At 37.4% G+C, this 16,525-nt stretch carries 16 protein-coding genes; 7 read left to right on the top strand and 9 right to left on the bottom strand.

Translation table 11 applies throughout. The features are described from left to right. Positions 1 to 4: 4 nt before the first annotated feature. Together MAF46_RS05360 and MAF46_RS05355 are read right to left on the bottom strand one after the other, a co-directional pair. Positions 5 to 532: an FHA domain-containing protein FhaB/FipA gene (locus tag MAF46_RS05360; RefSeq protein WP_060785770.1), complete on the bottom strand. Its 528-nt coding sequence runs from the start codon at positions 530 to 532 to the stop codon at positions 5 to 7. Between the two features lie 33 nt (positions 533 to 565). Next, positions 566 to 1,258, bottom strand: a complete 693-nt coding sequence (locus MAF46_RS05355) for an FhaA domain-containing protein (RefSeq protein WP_004131193.1) — start codon at positions 1,256 to 1,258, stop codon at positions 566 to 568. Positions 1,259 to 1,469: 211 nt separating this feature from the next. Here MAF46_RS05355 and MAF46_RS05350 point away from each other — a divergent pair, with 211 nt between their 5' ends. Together MAF46_RS05350 and mscL are read left to right on the top strand one after the other, a co-directional pair. Beyond that, positions 1,470 to 2,168: a phosphatase PAP2 family protein gene (locus MAF46_RS05350; protein ID WP_004132376.1), complete on the top strand. Its 699-nt coding sequence runs from the start codon at positions 1,470 to 1,472 to the stop codon at positions 2,166 to 2,168. A gap of 49 nt (positions 2,169 to 2,217) precedes the next feature. Then, the gene (gene mscL / locus MAF46_RS05345) at positions 2,218 to 2,628 is read left to right on the top strand and encodes a large conductance mechanosensitive channel protein MscL (RefSeq protein WP_060785771.1); all 411 of its coding nucleotides are present in this window, start codon (positions 2,218 to 2,220) and stop codon (positions 2,626 to 2,628) included. Positions 2,629 to 2,744: 116 nt separating this feature from the next. Here the strand turns inward: mscL and MAF46_RS05340 are convergent, their stop codons facing one another. From MAF46_RS05340 to dnaA, 7 genes are all read right to left on the bottom strand, one after another. Further along, positions 2,745 to 3,236, bottom strand: a complete 492-nt coding sequence (locus MAF46_RS05340; protein ID WP_004131188.1) for a DUF3566 domain-containing protein — start codon at positions 3,234 to 3,236, stop codon at positions 2,745 to 2,747. After that, entirely contained in the window at positions 3,229 to 5,865 is a 2,637-nt protein-coding gene (gene gyrA, locus MAF46_RS05335; RefSeq protein ID WP_004131185.1) for a DNA gyrase subunit A, read from the bottom strand. Before gyrA ends, MAF46_RS05340 begins: the two co-directional genes overlap by 8 nt. Positions 5,866 to 5,933: 68 nt before the next feature. Further along, positions 5,934 to 8,009, bottom strand: a complete 2,076-nt coding sequence (gyrB, locus tag MAF46_RS05330) for a DNA topoisomerase (ATP-hydrolyzing) subunit B (protein ID WP_060785772.1) — start codon at positions 8,007 to 8,009, stop codon at positions 5,934 to 5,936. A gap of 150 nt (positions 8,010 to 8,159) precedes the next feature. Beyond that, a complete protein-coding gene (locus MAF46_RS05325; protein WP_004131181.1) occupies positions 8,160 to 8,651 on the bottom strand; it encodes a DciA family protein in 492 nt (163 codons plus the stop codon). Beyond that, positions 8,648 to 9,994 carry a DNA replication/repair protein RecF gene (gene recF, locus MAF46_RS05320; RefSeq protein ID WP_060785773.1) on the bottom strand — a complete coding sequence of 449 codons (1,347 nt, stop codon included), beginning with the start codon at positions 9,992 to 9,994 and terminating at the stop codon, positions 8,648 to 8,650. Before recF ends, MAF46_RS05325 begins: the two co-directional genes overlap by 4 nt. Positions 9,995 to 10,030: 36 nt before the next feature. Beyond that, positions 10,031 to 11,149, bottom strand: coding sequence for a DNA polymerase III subunit beta (gene dnaN, locus MAF46_RS05315; RefSeq protein WP_004131176.1), 1,119 nt, complete (start codon positions 11,147 to 11,149; stop codon positions 10,031 to 10,033). A 417-nt stretch (positions 11,150 to 11,566) separates the two neighbouring features. After that, positions 11,567 to 13,303, bottom strand: coding sequence for a chromosomal replication initiator protein DnaA (dnaA, locus tag MAF46_RS05310; RefSeq protein WP_060785774.1), 1,737 nt, complete (start codon positions 13,301 to 13,303; stop codon positions 11,567 to 11,569). 430 nt (positions 13,304 to 13,733) lie between these two features. Here dnaA and rpmH point away from each other — a divergent pair, with 430 nt between their 5' ends. From rpmH to MAF46_RS05285, 5 genes are all read left to right on the top strand, one after another. After that, the gene (gene rpmH, locus MAF46_RS05305; RefSeq protein WP_004114029.1) at positions 13,734 to 13,868 is read left to right on the top strand and encodes a 50S ribosomal protein L34; all 135 of its coding nucleotides are present in this window, start codon (positions 13,734 to 13,736) and stop codon (positions 13,866 to 13,868) included. Positions 13,869 to 13,888: 20 nt separating this feature from the next. Continuing rightward, on the top strand, positions 13,889 to 14,440 hold the full coding sequence (gene rnpA, locus MAF46_RS05300; RefSeq protein WP_060785775.1) for a ribonuclease P protein component: 552 nt from the start codon (positions 13,889 to 13,891) through the stop codon (positions 14,438 to 14,440). A gap of 17 nt (positions 14,441 to 14,457) precedes the next feature. Then, on the top strand, positions 14,458 to 14,778 hold the full coding sequence (gene yidD / locus MAF46_RS05295; protein ID WP_004131171.1) for a membrane protein insertion efficiency factor YidD: 321 nt from the start codon (positions 14,458 to 14,460) through the stop codon (positions 14,776 to 14,778). Further along, positions 14,778 to 15,788, top strand: coding sequence for a membrane protein insertase YidC (yidC, locus tag MAF46_RS05290; RefSeq protein WP_004131170.1), 1,011 nt, complete (start codon positions 14,778 to 14,780; stop codon positions 15,786 to 15,788). The genes yidD and yidC overlap by 1 nt, the downstream gene beginning before the upstream one ends. Before the next feature lie 140 nt (positions 15,789 to 15,928). Next, on the top strand, positions 15,929 to 16,507 hold the full coding sequence (locus MAF46_RS05285) for a Jag family protein (RefSeq protein WP_004131169.1): 579 nt from the start codon (positions 15,929 to 15,931) through the stop codon (positions 16,505 to 16,507). Positions 16,508 to 16,525 lie beyond the last annotated feature (18 nt).

Genomic DNA, 16,525 nt, shown 5'->3' with positions numbered 1-16,525 from the left:
TTACTTACCTCAATTCAAACATTGTTGCTCCGATTCGCACAGGCTTGCGCGGAGGCAAAACAACAGGTTCATTAACTCTACTATGACCTATCATAGTTCCGTTAGTGCTACCTAAATCTTCAAGAACCCAAGAATTTACAGATTGATTAAAATACACGCGCGCGTGATGAGAAGAAACAAACTCGTCATTTAGAACAACCGTATTGTTTGCAGATCTTCCAAGAGTTACGCCAGAAGGCTCCAACGGGAATGACGAACCAGCTAAAGGACCATCAATAATAACAAGCAAAGTTGGCATTTCAGCTTGATTATTCTTCTCTAAATTAGCAGAAGCAATATTGTTATTTCTTAAAGATTCATCATTAGAAGGATTTGGTCTGCGATGAGACTTATTCTTCCAAGCTTTAGACTTTTTAGGACTAAAAATTTCAATATCTTTTCGTAAAGATTGAACAGCAAACCATACGAATACCCACAAAAGTACTAAAAAACTGTACTTAAGTATAGCAAAAGTCAACTCGGTTAATATCATGCGTGTACTCGTATCTCTTTACGTATTCGTCTACTACTCCTGATCTTGATCCGAAGCCCAATAAAGAATACGGGTGCGCCCAATAGTAATAGTGTTTCCATCTAATAGCGTTGCTGCTGGAGTTTGATGACCTTCAACATAAGTACCATTAGTGGATCCAAGATCCCTAGCAATAACACCATCTGGTGTAACGTCTATTCCAAGATGTCTACGAGAAATTCCAGGATCATCAATAACAATATCGCAACCAGAACCTCTGCCTAATATTGTGCGATCTTTTGTTAACAAATACCTATTCCCATTAATCTCCAGCATTGGATGATTTTCTGACTGCTCTTGCGTTGTTACAGGAACAGCGTTTCCTGGAACAGAATCAGAAGTTAAATTGAAATTACCTTTTGTAAGATCGGTATCTTCTTCAAAAATAACTGCAACTGGGCCAACAAAAGCATAATGCTGACTTTTTGCATACTGTGTAAGATTATCCGCAAGCTCATTTGCTAAAGCTTCACTACCAAGCTGATCAAAGTCTGGAGTACTAAGCTTAAAGTGATACTCATTTGGTGCAACCGTACGATCGCGATCAATTGGCATAGACTGGTTATCAATTTCTCGCTCTAATGCACTAGAAAGATCAACAGGTTGCAAGTCTTTAGACCCGAATTTTGCGAAGACTCCATTCATTGCACCTTCAACGCTCTTCTCAAGTCTGTCAAGCACGCTCATTGTAAACCCTTTCTACCTTTTCCTCATATTACTCGTCACCTCGTACGGTGTACAAATCACATCTAAATACCAAACATGCGTTTGCTAAATTTATTTACATACTTGTTTATATACTACATTTTTACAAAATTATGCAAAATAAACAAATAAAACTTATAAACCAATTTAATATTACAAGTTTATTATATATTTCTAAGTGTAATCTTTAATTATGAATCAAAAAAATAAGCTTTACGAATTTTTAGAAAAAATAAAGTTCTATATAACTAATAATAAGAAGTGTTCTACTGTTATACTTCTTGCGATTTTAGTTCCTTTAATTGGAAAACTTTTGCTTGTTAATAGTGCAGAAAGATCTTTTGAAGCAGGAATCGTAGCATTTTTCCACAACTATTCTCCGTCTTTTATAATGGCTCTTTCTAAATTGCTTGCAATAGTTTTTTCTACAAAATCATGCATTGTTATACTTTTTATTTTGGCTGTTATTTCTTATTTTATAAAACGAGATTGGCGCATAACTCTAATACAGCTTGCGACTTGCCTTTTGCCAATGATTTATATTTTTGCTGTTAAATTCATAGTTCATAGACCTAGGCCATTTATTGGTGTAAAAATTAAAGTTCCACCAGATCCAAGTTTTCCAAGCGGTCACACTGCAGCAGCAGTAGCTATTTGTTCAATGGCTCTTATGATTATTTATATTGCAAATAAGTCTTTCTTAAGGCTTGGATTAATCGTTAGCATTATTATTGTTGCTATTGTTGCAATTTCTAGACTTGTTGTTGCAGCACACTTCCCTAGTGATGTTTTAACTTCTGCAATAATGTACCCAATACTTGTTTTGTCTATTCTTAATCTATCTAAAAGTAATAGTTTTATTTACAACAAAATATTAAGAAAATTAAAATAATATAGATATCAAATAGACATCAAATATTAAATAGCAGAAGGGATTTTCTATGTTTAACGGTTTCAAAAAATTCATTGCAAGAGGTAGTGTAATCGACATGGCGGTTGGTGTTGTTATGGGCAGCGCCGTAACTTCCGTTGTTACTTCGATTGTTAAAAACATTATTAATCCGCTTATAGCAATAATTTGCGGAAAGCCAGATCTTGATGGTGTTTTAACAATAACAATAAATGGTGCAACAATCTCTTTTGGTGCAGTTATTGGATCAATCTTAAACTTCCTTATTGTTGCTGCAGCTGTTTATTTTTGCATTGTTCTTCCTATTAATAAGTTAAGGGAGATTGGTCTTCCTTTCTTACAATTTGAAAAAGAAAAGAGTGATGAAGAAAAACGCAAAGATCGCGAAGAAAAGATAATTAAAATTTTGGAAGATATTAGAGATCTATCTTATAAAAAATAGTTTGTTTAATGATTTTTATAAATGATTTTTATAAAAACTAATCCCCACTAATCTACTTAAAGTTTAGTGGGGATTAATTTTATGAGATTAAATTATTAATTATAAGTGCTTTTGCTTTAGTCATCACCAAGAGTTAAGTGAATTCCACCAACTAATGATCCAACAACGTTATAAAGCAAAGATCCAATTGCAGATAATAATGTTGCAATAACTATTTCTACAACAGAAAAAATTATTACAGCACTTAAAACAGTTGGCAAAGAAAAAACGTCTGCAAGGTTAAAACCGTTGCTATTTAAGCCTGTTGATGAAACAATCTGTGTTACTTGATCAAAAACACCAATCATGTTTAGAAATAGCCAAACTAATCCCGCTGCAATAACTTGTATTATTCCGCCAGCAACACTTAGCAAAAATGTTACTTTTGCAACACTCCAAGCATCTACTCTAACTAGGGAAAGACTCATCCTTCTAGCTCTTGGTTGAGTAGATTTTCTAACGCTATACGCATTAGAAGAAGACGTAGCTGTTGCACCTACTGTTCTTGGAGAACTAGTATTAGATTCTCCACTAACTTTGCTATTGGATGCTTCAAAATCTTCACTCATCTAAGTTCCTTCCAATAGTTTTTTCTGATGATTCTTCATTTTGAGTTTCATCATCATCTCTTTCCTCGTTTCGAGCAATCGAGATGATTTCATCACCCTTATCTGGCTTTGCTAAAGTCACTCCTTGAGTGGTTCTACCTGTGCGCTTAACTTCGTTAACGTCGGAACGAATCACTTTACCAGACTTCATAATTGCCATTACTTGATCTGTTTCTTCAACAATCAAAGCACCAACCAAAGAACCGCGGCCTTCTGTAAGCTGTACCGCTTTAACACCGTAGCCGTTTCTTCCTTGCAAACGATACTCTTCAATAGCTGTACGCTTAGCAAATCCTTCGTTTGTAACAACAAGAAGATCTTTGCTTGTATCTACCGACACAACATCCATATCCAGCAATTCGTCGCCTTCTCTAAATCTCATGCCTTGAACGCCTGCAGTTTGACGGCCCATTGGTCGAAGTTGCTCATCATCTGCTCTAAACTTAAGGCTCATACCAAGTTTAGAAACAAGAATAATGTCATCTTCTGGGTTGCACAAAGCTGCACCAATCAGCTCGTCTGTTGGCTCCCCAGTTTCTTCGTTTGCCATTAGTCGAACAGCAATCAAGCCACCTTGTCGTGGAGAATCATATTCTTGCAAAGCAGTTTTCTTAACTTTTCCAGAACGAGTTGCCAAAACCAAATACTTTGCTACATCATAATTTTGAATTGACAATACCGCTTGAATTGTTTCTCCAGGAGTAAATTGAAGAAGATTTGCAACATGCTGACCTTTAGAATCTCTTGATCCTTCTGGAAGCTCATATGCTTTAATGCGGTAAACACGTCCGCGATTAGTGAAGAACAAAAGCCAATTGTGAGTAGATGTTAAGAAGAAGTGATCTACAACATCATCTTCACGAAGCTTTGCGCCCTTAATACCCTTACCTCCACGGTGTTGTGCGCGATACTCGTCTGCTTTTGTACGCTTAATATAGCCTGCGCGAGTAACTGTTACAACAACGTTTTCTTCGGCAATAAGATCTTCAACGTTCATTTCTCCCGAGAATGGAAGAATCTTAGTTCTGCGCTCATCTCCATATTTTGCTACGATTTCGTCAAGCTCATCGCCAACAATCTTGCGCTGACGCTCTGGGCTTGCAAGAATATCGTTGTAATCTTCAATCTTGCGCATTAATTCTTCATGCTCGTCGAGAATCTTTTGACGTTCCAAAGCTGCGAGCCTACGAAGTTGCATTGCAAGAATAGCATCTGCTTGAACTTCATCAACATCAAGCAAATTCATCAAACCAGTGCGAGCTGTTTCAACATCTTTAGAAGATCTGATTAATGCAACAACTTCGTCAATCATATCCAAAGCTTTTAAGTAGCCTTGCAAAATATGATCTCGCTCTTCTGCCTCGCGCTTTAAGTAGCGTGTACGCCTATCAATAACTTCAAGCTGATGACTTACCCAATGACGAATAAACGCATCCAAGCTCAAAGTTCTAGGAACACCATCAACAAGCGCAAGCATGTTAGCGCCAAAAGTTTGCTGCAATTGCGAATGCTTATACAAGTTGTTCAAAACAACTTTTGGAACAGCATCTCGCTTAAGAACAAGAACCAAACGCTGACCAGTACGGCCAGACGTTTCATCGCGCATATCTGCAATGCCTTGAATCTTACCGTCTCGCACAGCTTCTCTAATAGAAGCAGCTAAACGATCAGGATTAACTTGGTATGGAAGCTCAGTAACAACCAAGCACATACGTCCCTTAATTTCCTCGGTATTAACAACAGCGCGCATTGTAATTAATCCGCGACCAGTGCGGTACGCTTGCTCAATTCCCTTGTGGCCTAAGATTGTTGCTCCAGTAGGAAAATCAGGCCCTTTAATTCGCTGAATTAATGCTTCTAGAAGCTCGGAATTACTGGCATCTGGGTGATCTAAAGCCCAATGTACGCCATCGGCAACCTCGCGCATATTGTGAGGTGGAATATTAGTTGCCATACCAACAGCAATACCTGCAGAACCATTAACTAAAAGATTTGGGAAACGAGATGGCAAAACTGTTGGCTCTTGAGTTTTTCCATCGTAGTTTGGCAAGAAATCAACAGTATCTTTGTCAATATCTCGAACCATTTCCATAGCAAGAGGCGCCATACGGCATTCTGTATAACGCATTGCTGCTGCAGGATCATCACCTGGGGATCCAAAGTTTCCTTGACCATCAACAAGCAAGTATCTCATTGACCAGGATTGAGCCATACGAACCAAAGTGTCGTAAATAGCAGAATCACCATGAGGGTGATACTTACCCATAACATCGCCAACAACACGAGAGCACTTGTTGTATCCGCGATCTGGCCTATATCCGCCATCGTACATTGCGTAAATAACGCGACGATGCACTGGCTTTAAACCATCTCGAACATCTGGCAAAGCACGCTCAACAATAACAGAAAGTGCATAAGCAAGATAGGATTCGCGCATCTCTTGTTGCAAATCCATATGCTTTACGCGAGCACCCTTCATTAAGCCATAATCCGTATTATCTGCTTCTTGCGGGCTTTGTGGCTCCATTGAACCGTCAGGTAACTGATCTGGCTCTTCGCTATTATTAGCGGCATTTATTTCGTCTACCACTGTAATTCCTTTTTATTAGCTTTAAGTTTATTTGCTTTAATGCTTTTACTGACAATTTTTAACAATTTTTAAGCGTCAATAAATCTTGCATCGTGAGCATTACGTTGAATAAAGAGCCTACGAGGTTCCACTTCGTCTCCCATAAGCATTGAGAAAGTTTCATCAGCTCGAGCAGCATCTTCAATATGAATTTGCTTTAGGATTCTGTGCTCAGGGTCCATTGTTGTTTCCCACAATTCCTGATAGCTCATCTCACCCAAGCCCTTGTATCGCTGAATGCCTTCGCCTTTAGGAAGTTGTCTGCCTGCAGCTTTACCTTCTGCAAGAACTCTGTCTCGTTCTGCATCCGTATAAACAAAATCATGCGCACCCTTGCTCCACTTCAAGCGATAAAGAGGAGGCATTGCAACGTAAACGTAGCCTGCTGTAATCATTGGACGCATATAGCGGAAGAACAGTGTTAAATTCAATGTAGCAATATGAGCACCATCAACATCAGCATCAGCCATAATAATGACTTTGTGATATCTAACTTTACTTAAGTCAAAATCTTCACCATAACCGCCACCAACAGCAGTGATTAAGGATTCAATAGTTTCCGACTTCATCATTCTGTCGATTGATGCGCGCTCAGTATTCAAAATCTTACCGCGCAATGGCAAAATTGCTTGCGTAATAGGATCTCGTCCTTGAATTGCGGAGCCACCTGCGGAATCACCCTCCACTATAAACAGCTCGCATTCTTCTGGATTATTAGACTGGCAATCCTTCAATTTATCTGGCATTCCAGCAGTTTCAAAAATCGACTTGCGACGAGTATTTTCGCGAGCTTTCTTAGCTGCAAGACGCGCACGCGATGCTTCAATTGCTTTTTGAATAATGTTCTTTGCTTCACTTGGATGAGCGTCGAACCAATCTCCAAGCTTTTCGGTCATAACTCGCTGAACAAAAGTCTTAGCTTCGGAATTACCAAGCTTTGTTTTAGTCTGACCTTCAAACTGTGGAGTTGTAAGCTTTACGGAAACAACTGCTGTTAAGCCTTCTCGAACATCGTCTCCAGAAAGATTAGTATCTTTTTCTTTTAATATGTTCTTTTCTCGAGCATAACGATTTACAAGAGATGTAAGCGCAGCACGGAATCCTTCTTCGTGAGTTCCACCTTCTGTAGTAGAAATCGTATTTGCAAAAGTGTGCACCGCTTCCGAATATGCAACAGTCCATTGCATAGCGATTTCTGCAGAAATACCAATCTCAAGGTCTTCTGCCTCAAAATCAATAACATCTGGCTCTACTGGAACAGCTTTACGAGATTTAACTAAGTAATCAACGTAATCTTTAATTCCGTGATCATACTTGTAACTAACGCTTTGATGCTTTTCTTCGCTAGTTGATTCATTTTCTCCAGTGACTTCATCCCCTGCTTCATCGGGTTTACGCAAATCGGTTAGAGAAATCTTCAATCCCTTGTTAAGAAAAGCCATTTGCTGGAATCTAGATCGCAAAGTTTCAAAATCGTACGTAGTTGTTTCAAAAATTGCGCCATCTGGCCAGAACGTTACAGAAGTTCCCGTAGATTCACCATCTTCCATTGGCTGACCTTTTTTAAGAGGAGCCGTTGGATGCTGATCTACATACGTTTGAGTCCAATGGAATCCTTGACGACGAACTTCGATTTCTACACGCGTAGAAAGAGCATTAACAACAGATATGCCAACGCCGTGCAAGCCGCCAGAAACAGCGTATCCGCCGCCGCCAAACTTTCCGCCAGCGTGAAGCTTAGTCATAACTGTTTCAACACCAGAAACACCTTCGCCTGGTACTTCGTCAACTGGAATACCACGTCCATCGTCCACAACTTTTATTGCATTGTCTGGCAAAATTGTCACTTCAATGTGAGAAGCATAACCAGCCAAAGCTTCATCAACTGAATTATCTACAATCTCGTATACAAGATGATGCAATCCTCTAGGGCCAGTTGAACCAATATACATACCTGGCCTAATTCGAACTGCTTCCAATCCTTCTAGAACTCGAAGATCACTAGCATCATAATGTTCAGGAGAAAGTGAATCATCTAGCTGAGCATCATCTAGTTTATGTTCTTCAACAGAATTTTCCATTGAATTATCTTCAGTGTTTAACACTTTAGATCCCTTCCCGTATTACCTCATGCCAAGAGGCATTTACGAGGTCGATACACGCTAGAAAGCACAAAAAAGGGTCTTCTAGCGATTTAACTATATTACATAACATTCTACACATGCATAATGACCGCTCTTTATTAAGAGCCATTATTAGTGATTCTTAATATTAAACCTACTGTTTATTGATTTTTTGCCTGTTTTTTGCAAAGATGGGCCAACTATTTTGACTTCTTTAATATTAATATTCTTAGAATATTCAAATATTTTTTTCTCAAGCATAGGCTTGCAATAGCTAAGTTGCGTATACCAAACATTTGATTTTGTTCTAACAATTAAAACGCCATCTTTTATTTTGTCTATATAACAATTCAATGATGCGCTTTTTCCAACTATTTTCCACCAATCTTCGCGCATTTTTGCTATAGAAAGTTGCTCATTCCAATTGTTTTGATTAGCAAAATTTGCAAGTAAAGAATAAAGATTTTGTGGATCTCTACCAGGTTTTCCAAAACTTTCTAAAGCTTTATAAGCATTCTGCTCGTTAACTACCTTTTTTATTGCTTTCTTTTTAATAGGCGTAAAAATTAGTTCTGGAAGCTTTCTTGTATCTAATTTTAGTATTTTATTTACGGGAATTTTCATCTAATATCCCCTAAGTCAGTAGATTTATTTTGGTTATTTTCAATATAATCAACACTATTTTTACGACTATTAACAATATTTTCCAATAAAATTTTATGATTAATATCAATATTGTTTTCTAAAGATTTAGAATCATCTTCATTTTGATCTTTTGCTATTTTAGACACATCAATAATCGAGTGTTCTAACACACTTTTATCTTTTGGTATATCACTTAAAGACGCAACAGTAATAAAAACTTGATCTTGATTTTTTGCAAATTCTAAAATTTGTTTTCTTCTAAACTCGTCTAATTGTGCAAAAACATCATCTAAAATAACAATAGGTTTTTTCCCATTCTTTTTTTCTAATGACTTAAATAAAGCCATTTTTAACGCTAATGCAAGAGTCCAAGATTCACCGTTTGAAGCGAATTCTTTTGCATTATAATTATTAAGCAATATAGTAAAATCGTCTCGATGAGGCCCTATTAGATTGTATCCTCTTGCAACTTCTCCATTATAAATTCTTTGAAAATGCTCACTAATCGCAAGCCTAATAGAATTATCATTATTTTCTTCAAAATCGTTTTCGCTAAAATCAATCTCACTAAAAGAAGGATTATATTCGATTGAAGCAAAATTAGATGAGTTAGAAAGATGTTTAACAATATTTGAAAAAACATTATTAAGTAACTCTATTATTTGTTTGCGTAATTTTGTAAGAATTATTCCAGTTTCAATAAACTTAGCAGTCCATACTTCTAAATCAGAAACCGTATTGTAATTATTCATTGAATTTGGTGAATAATTATTAGATAAACTTTTTAATAGTGCAGAACGCTGCTTTGCAATATGATTATATTCTTGCAAAATAGGCAAATAGTTTGGTATTAATAATGCTCCAGCTTGATCAATAAAAGTTCTTCTAACAGTAGGATCTGAAACAATCAAATTTTGGTCTCTTGGAGTAAAAGAAACACAAGGAACTAAGCCAACTATATCTTTCATATATAGAGATTTTTTACCATTAATCCTTGCTCTATTAGCACCCTTTAGATTAATGCTTAGCTCAAATGTTGTTTCGTCTAAATCATTTGAACTATCTAAAGTATTGCTATTGAAAGTATTGTTAAAATCCTTAACATTTGCACGTATTGTAGCGCAATTATGATTTATCTCTATTAATGGCATTAAAGAAGATACTCTATGACTTGTTCCCGTTGAAATAACTTCTAACGATTCAACAATATTAGTTTTACCTAAACCGTTTGAACCTAATAGAATATTAATTTTGGGGGAAAAGTCGAATACACAACTACTCCACGAGCGAAAATGGTCTAATGCAAGCTTTGAAACATACATTTATTTGGCTACGTTATTCGTTTACATTTATTAGTTTTAAGGATGCATTGGAACAACAAGATATCTGTAATTCATGGATTCATCTCCATCTGCTTCTTGTTGACCGTTAAATTCAACAGGCTTAACAGCAGACGTGATTTTAGCGTGAATAAATGGCTCACTAATAGCGCTTAATCCTTCAATCAAGTAGTTAGGATTAAAAGCAACAATAATATCTTGACCATCCATATCTATGTCAATAATTTCTTTTGCTTTAGATTCACTGTCGTTTCCAGCACTTAGAGTGAGTTCATCTTCCGCAAAAGACATGTAGATTGGAGCATCTTTTTCTGCAACAATAGCAACGCGTTTAATTGCGTTAATAAGCATTTGTCGATTAATAATTGCGTGAATAGGATACTCGTCAACAAAAAGACGATCTACAGAAGGAAATTCTCCATCAATAAGTTGAGAAGTGCTAACTCTTCCAGAATTTTCAAATCCTAGAATAGAAGGTTCTTGCTCGTTTAAGTTAATAACAACATTTTGATGTTCGTCAACAGAGCGCGAAATATCTTTAAGAATGCTTCCCTTAATAAGAGTTGAAGTATTTATATCGCTATGTTCTGGAGTCCACTTAAAAGTGGAACGAGCAAGACGATATCTGTCAGTAGCTGTAAAAGTAACAGTATCGTCTTCAAAATGAGCATGAATTCCTGTTAGAACTGGCCTATCTTCTTCTCTAGAAACTGCTACAGAAGCCTGATTTACAGCCTGAACAAAAGTAGGAGCATCTACTTGACCAAGTTTTGAAGGAATTTCTGGTAAATCTGGATATTCTCCTTCTGGCATAAGTTGCAAAGTAAATGTTGACTTTCCAGAAGTAATTGTAAGAGTTGTTTCGTTAGAAGATAAATATGTTTTTTCTGCTGGCAAAGATTTTGTTATATCTGCAAGTAGTCTGCCTAAAACGAGCACACTCCCTGCTTCATCTACACCCGCTTCAACGTGATGACGACTAGAAAGTTGATAGTTAAATGCGCAAAGCTGCAAAGTTCCGTCTTTTGCTTCTAGCTTTAAGCCAGCAAGAATAGGATTTGCTGGACGATTATCTATAACGCGAGTAGTCCAAGATAGTGCGTCTGCAAAAGAAGCGGAATTAACTTCAACTTTCATATTTCCTCATTTCAGTAAAACTGTGTTTATTCTATCTCATTGGCTAATGAAAATCTAATTTAGAAATAAGTGCGAATCGTTAATAAAAAATATTATTATTATTCAAAAATAAAGTAATAATAGTAATAAGCAATGTGGAAATGTTAACATGTGACTAGAAAAGCTTTGTTAAAGCCATCATCCACATAAGAAAAATGTGGATAACCTATGAGTAATTGTGTGCAAAAAGAGTCGAGTTATCCACATTCGAAGCTATTTTTTCATTAATCCACATTTTGAGCGACTTTATAAACAGTTTATTCACTTTTTTAACGGCGTTTTCCACCACTTATTCGCAGGGTTTAACCACATTTGTGACTAACTATGTGGATAACTTTTTTTATTTTAATTAACAGAGTTGTATAGATTTGTGTAAAACTACTTTTTATTCGTAGGATTTTGCTTTAATCGAACAGTTAATTCCATAACATAGTTATAGATTTCCTGCTTTTCTTGCATCTCTCCGCTAATGCGCGTATAAGCATGCATAACAGTCGTGTGATCGCGGCCGCCAAAGACTTCGCCAATATCAACAAGACTCATACTTGTCATTTCTCTAGCTAAATACATTGCAATTTGACGTGCCAAAGCAACATTCTTAGTTCTAGATCTGCCAACAATCTCGTCAAAAGTCATATGGAAGTACTTAGCAACTTGACCAATAATATCTGTTGGACGAATTTCAATATCGGAAGCAAAGAAGTCTTGTAAAGCTTGTTCTGCCAAGGCTTTGCTCACAGGTTGATTACTTAAAGATGCAACGGCTGTAACTCTAGTTAAAGCACCTTCAAGCTCACGGATATTCTCTGTAAAACGCTCCGCAATAAGGTCTAGAACATCGCTAGGGACGTTAGAATTATTCATTAATGCCATCATTCTTAGAATGGCTATTCGGGTTTCTAAATCAGGCGGCTTAATATCAACAGTTAAGCCAGACTCAAATCTAGAAATAAGTCTTGATTCAAATCCTCTAAGATTTTTAGGAGCAACATCAGAAGCAATAACAATTCTTTTACTTGCTTGATAAAGAGCATTAAAAGTATGGAAGAATTGTTCCAGAGTTGCTTCTTTTCCTCCCAAAAACTGAATGTCATCGATTAAAAGAACATCAACTTCGCGGAAGCGCCTATTAAAATTAGCGATTTGACCCTGATTTTGACTTGTGTTTTGTAAAGCCTCAATAAATTCGTTAGTAAATTCCTCGCTTGTAATATAACGAACCTTAAGTGAAGAATCCTTAACAAGAGCATAATTGCCAATAGCATTAAGCAAATGTGTTTTACCTAAACCAGATCCGCCGTAAATACATAAAGGATTAAAGTCTTTTCCAGAGCCTTCTGCAACAGCTAAAGCAACTGTGCGCGCAAAACGATTAGAATCTCCAGGAACAAAAGTATCAAAAGTTGCGCAAGTATTTAAGTGAGTAACGGGATCCCTTTTTATTGAAGAAGGAATTTTTGCTTGCGGATTATTAATACCAGAATTAATACCAGAAACATCTAAACCAGTGTTTTGCATGGTATTTAAGCCGGTTGCGTAGTCAAAATCTTTTTGAATAGGAGTATTGCTAGATGAACCAACATTTTCAACGCTATTAGTGTTTACAAGATTGTTAGTATTTTCAACAGATTGTGCGCCAAAATTTGATTTTACGTTCTCTAAAGAGTTGCTTTTAGAAGAAGATAAGTCTGAATTAACGTTTGTATTTTCTTCTAAAGATGTTGAAAATACTCGGGAAGTCTCGCTTACATTTTGATTAAGATTGCTTAAATCGGAAGTGCTGTTAGTGGCATTGATGTTAGCGGCTGCACTGTTAGTTGAAGTATTGTTATTTTCTGATTGAGAAACAATCTTAAATGCTGGAAACATATCTTTTCCAGTACAAATTTTTAATGATGTAAGAAGAGCTGAACTAAGCTCATTTTGCAAAGCTTGCTGTGTTTCTATATTAGAGACGCAAAGAACAATAGTAGTTCCAAAAATAGATTCAGGTTTTACGCTTTCAAACCAGCTTTTATCGCGGTTGCTTAAAAGGGCATTATGACGCAATACTGCAAGGGTATTTGACCACACAATAGTGGCTTGCGCATTTGGATCGCTAAAAGAATCCGTCATGCTACACCCCCATAAACTTGCAGAAACATTTATTCAATTCTTTACGCTTAGACAAAACAGATATGCAAAACAGAGATACATATCCATTCGCGCGCGTAAAGAGTGCTAGTAGAATATGTTTACTCCGACCCTAAGAAGTTATCCACAGCCTCGCGTGTTGAAAATACTTAATTGTGAATAACATGTGTGTAATTTGTGGATAAGATAAAAGCTTTTAATCCACATTTTTCAAGGCTTTTACAAGTTGTTTGATTTAGTGAAAATGGTACAGAAAATTTTACGGTGTTGAAAAATTTGACTTATTAAAGCGTACTTATAAACACGTTTAATCAAAAGTTTTTTGACTATTGGTGAGGGGTAATAGTAATTTAGTATAGCTTGACTCATACGGAGCCGTGCTTTTGCATGGCTAAATACAGGAGCGTTAGTTATGAAGAGGACATTCCAGCCTAACAACCGTCGTCGTCACATGAAGCACGGCTTCCGCGTTCGCATGCGTACGCGTGCTGGCCGCGCAGTGATTAATCGTCGTCGCGCCAAGGGCCGTAAGACACTATCTGCCTGAGATGGGGCGCGTCGTAAAGCATGGATAGGCTGAAAAGCCATCGCGATTTTGTTGCGGTGCTCAAAAAACGACGCAAGGTGTGTTCACGGGATATCGTCGCGCATTACAACATGCGTGGCGGTATAGCCGTGTTAAACGCGCTTAACGAAGGCGAAAAAACAAGTCTGAATCAGATTGCCACGGGTCGTGATGGTAATACACCCGCGGCATTTTGTGGTACCTTAAATCAGCCTCAACAAAATGAAGCTGACTTAAGGCTAGGGCTTGCTGTATCTAAAAGCGTAGGAAAAGCTGTTATTAGAAATAAAGTAAAAAGACGCTTTAGAGTAATAGCAAAACAGCATCAATCGTTACTTCCAAATGGTTGTGACGTAGTTCTAAGAGCTAAATCTACTGCTGCTAGTGCATCGTTTGAATCATTAAATAAGCAGGTTAAAAAGATTTTTGAGAAAATAACCAAAATTGTTCAAAATCAAAGCCAGCAAATAGCGCAAGAAGAACACCAAGAATGCCAACTAAATCAACCATCAGAATCGTTGAAAATCGGCGAAAACAACAATAAGTTGGTTTAAGGAATAGTGATACAGCTATGAATAGCAGAAAAAGTGTTGTAGCGAATTTGATTATAAAAGCGATTCGCTGGTATCAACGCGCGATTTCTGCTAATAGACCAGCTTGCTGCCGATACTACCCAACTTGCTCAAGATACGCTATTGAAGCAATTAGCCGCTATGGAGCGTTTAAGGGCGGTATCCTAGCTGCTTTGCGACTATTGCGCTGTAGACCATGGACCAGCTGCAGTATTGACGATGTACCACGCAAATATTCAATTTTTTATCGTTGCGCTTGGTCCAAAGCGCATGAAGAGCCACGGTTAACTCCCTTGGCTGATCAAGACAAGGAAAACTAATGTTTAATCAAGACCACTTTTTACTTGATAATGGAATTTGGGGATGGTTCTATAAAATCCTTACGCCAGTTGAGTGGCTTATGACTCAAGTAATGGCGCTTTTCCACAAGCTATTTGTTCTTATTGGAATGAATGAAATTGGATTCTCCTGGGTTCTTTCAATCGTCTTTCTTGTGCTTGTTGTGCACGCGTGCATATTCCCTGCCTTTATAAAAAGCATTAAAGGTATGCGCAATATGCAAGCGATCGCTCCTAAAATGAAGAAAATTCAGCAAAAGTATAAGGGTAAAAACGATTCTGCTAGCAAAGAAGCCATGCAGCGAGAAATGATGAAGCTGTATCAGGAGAATAACGCAAATCCTGCTGGAAGCTGCCTGCCAATGATGATTCAAGGCCCAGCATTTATGAGTATTTGGTATACGCTTTCTGTGATTCCGTTCATTGCTCGTGGAAAGCATGCTTCTTTGGGTGCTTTTGATGTTACTACAGCACAGCAATTCGTTAAAACGCATGTGTTTGGTGTTGGTGTTTCCGACACGTTTATGACGGTTCAAGCAGGCGGAAAAGTTGTTATTGTAATCTTTGTTATATTGATGTGTGCTGCAATGTGGTACATGCAATTTAACAATATTCGTAAGAATCTTCCGCCAGAATCGAAGCAGGGTCCCCAGTACACAATGCAAAAACTTATGATGTGGGGATTCCCATTAATCTATGTTTTCTCTGCATTTGCTCTTCCATTTGCAATGCTTGTTTATTGGCTTGTAAACAACATTATTAATATGCTTCGCTCTATTTGGCAGGTGTATGCCTTCCCAACTCCAGGATCTCCTGCAGCAGAGGAAAAAGAAAAGCGCGATTACAAAAAAGAATCCGAGCGCCGAAAGCGCGAAGGTTTGCCTTCTATTGAAGAAGAAAAGCTTCAACAGGCTCGAGAAGAAGCTAAGCGCAGAGAATCCGAAGGGTTCCAACGTAAGCAGCCTAATCGCAAGCGAAAAACAAGTAAATAATGTAAAAACAAGGTAAATGTGAATTTATTTATTAGATTTATTAAAATTATTAAAATAATTTATAAATTTGGATTTATCTTCAGTTAAACTGTACACAGAATTGTGATTCTTGACATTTATTGAAATTAAGGAGTATGTAAATGGCACAAGACGAGACCAGGAGCATTGACCAGCTCAATGAGGAAGCTGATATAGCTGCCGATTACTTAGAAGGACTTTTAGATATTGCTGATTACGAAGGTGATATTGAAATGGGAGTTCGCAACAATAGACCAATGATTCAAATTGTTGCAGACGACGATTCAGATATTAAGCATTTGATTGGTAGAGATGGAGAGGTTGTTGATGCTTTGCAACAATTGAGCCGTCTAGCTATTCAGCAAAAAACTGGTGAAAGATCGCACTTAATTGTAGACGTTGATGGGTTCCTTAAGCGTAAGCGTCAACATTTGCGAGATATTGCGTTGGATGCTGTTGATGAAGTTCGCGAAACTGGCGATTCTGTTGATTTGAAGCCAATGAATTCGTTTGAGCGTAAAGTTATTCACGATACAGTTAGAGAAGAAGGCTTAAGGTCTAGGTCTCATGGAGAAGAACCACACCGCTACGTTACTGTTTATATGCCTGCAAGCGCCATTGAAGACGATGATTTAGATGAAGATGTGGATGTAGACATGGATGATGTAGACGTAGAGTTGGACGAAGAATATACAGAGTAGCAATTAGCTTAAATAAAA

Source organism: Gardnerella pickettii (assembly GCF_029226345.1).
Classification (GTDB): domain Bacteria; phylum Actinomycetota; class Actinomycetes; order Actinomycetales; family Bifidobacteriaceae; genus Bifidobacterium; species Bifidobacterium piotii.
This window is presented reverse-complemented; position numbering and strand designations above follow the sequence as displayed.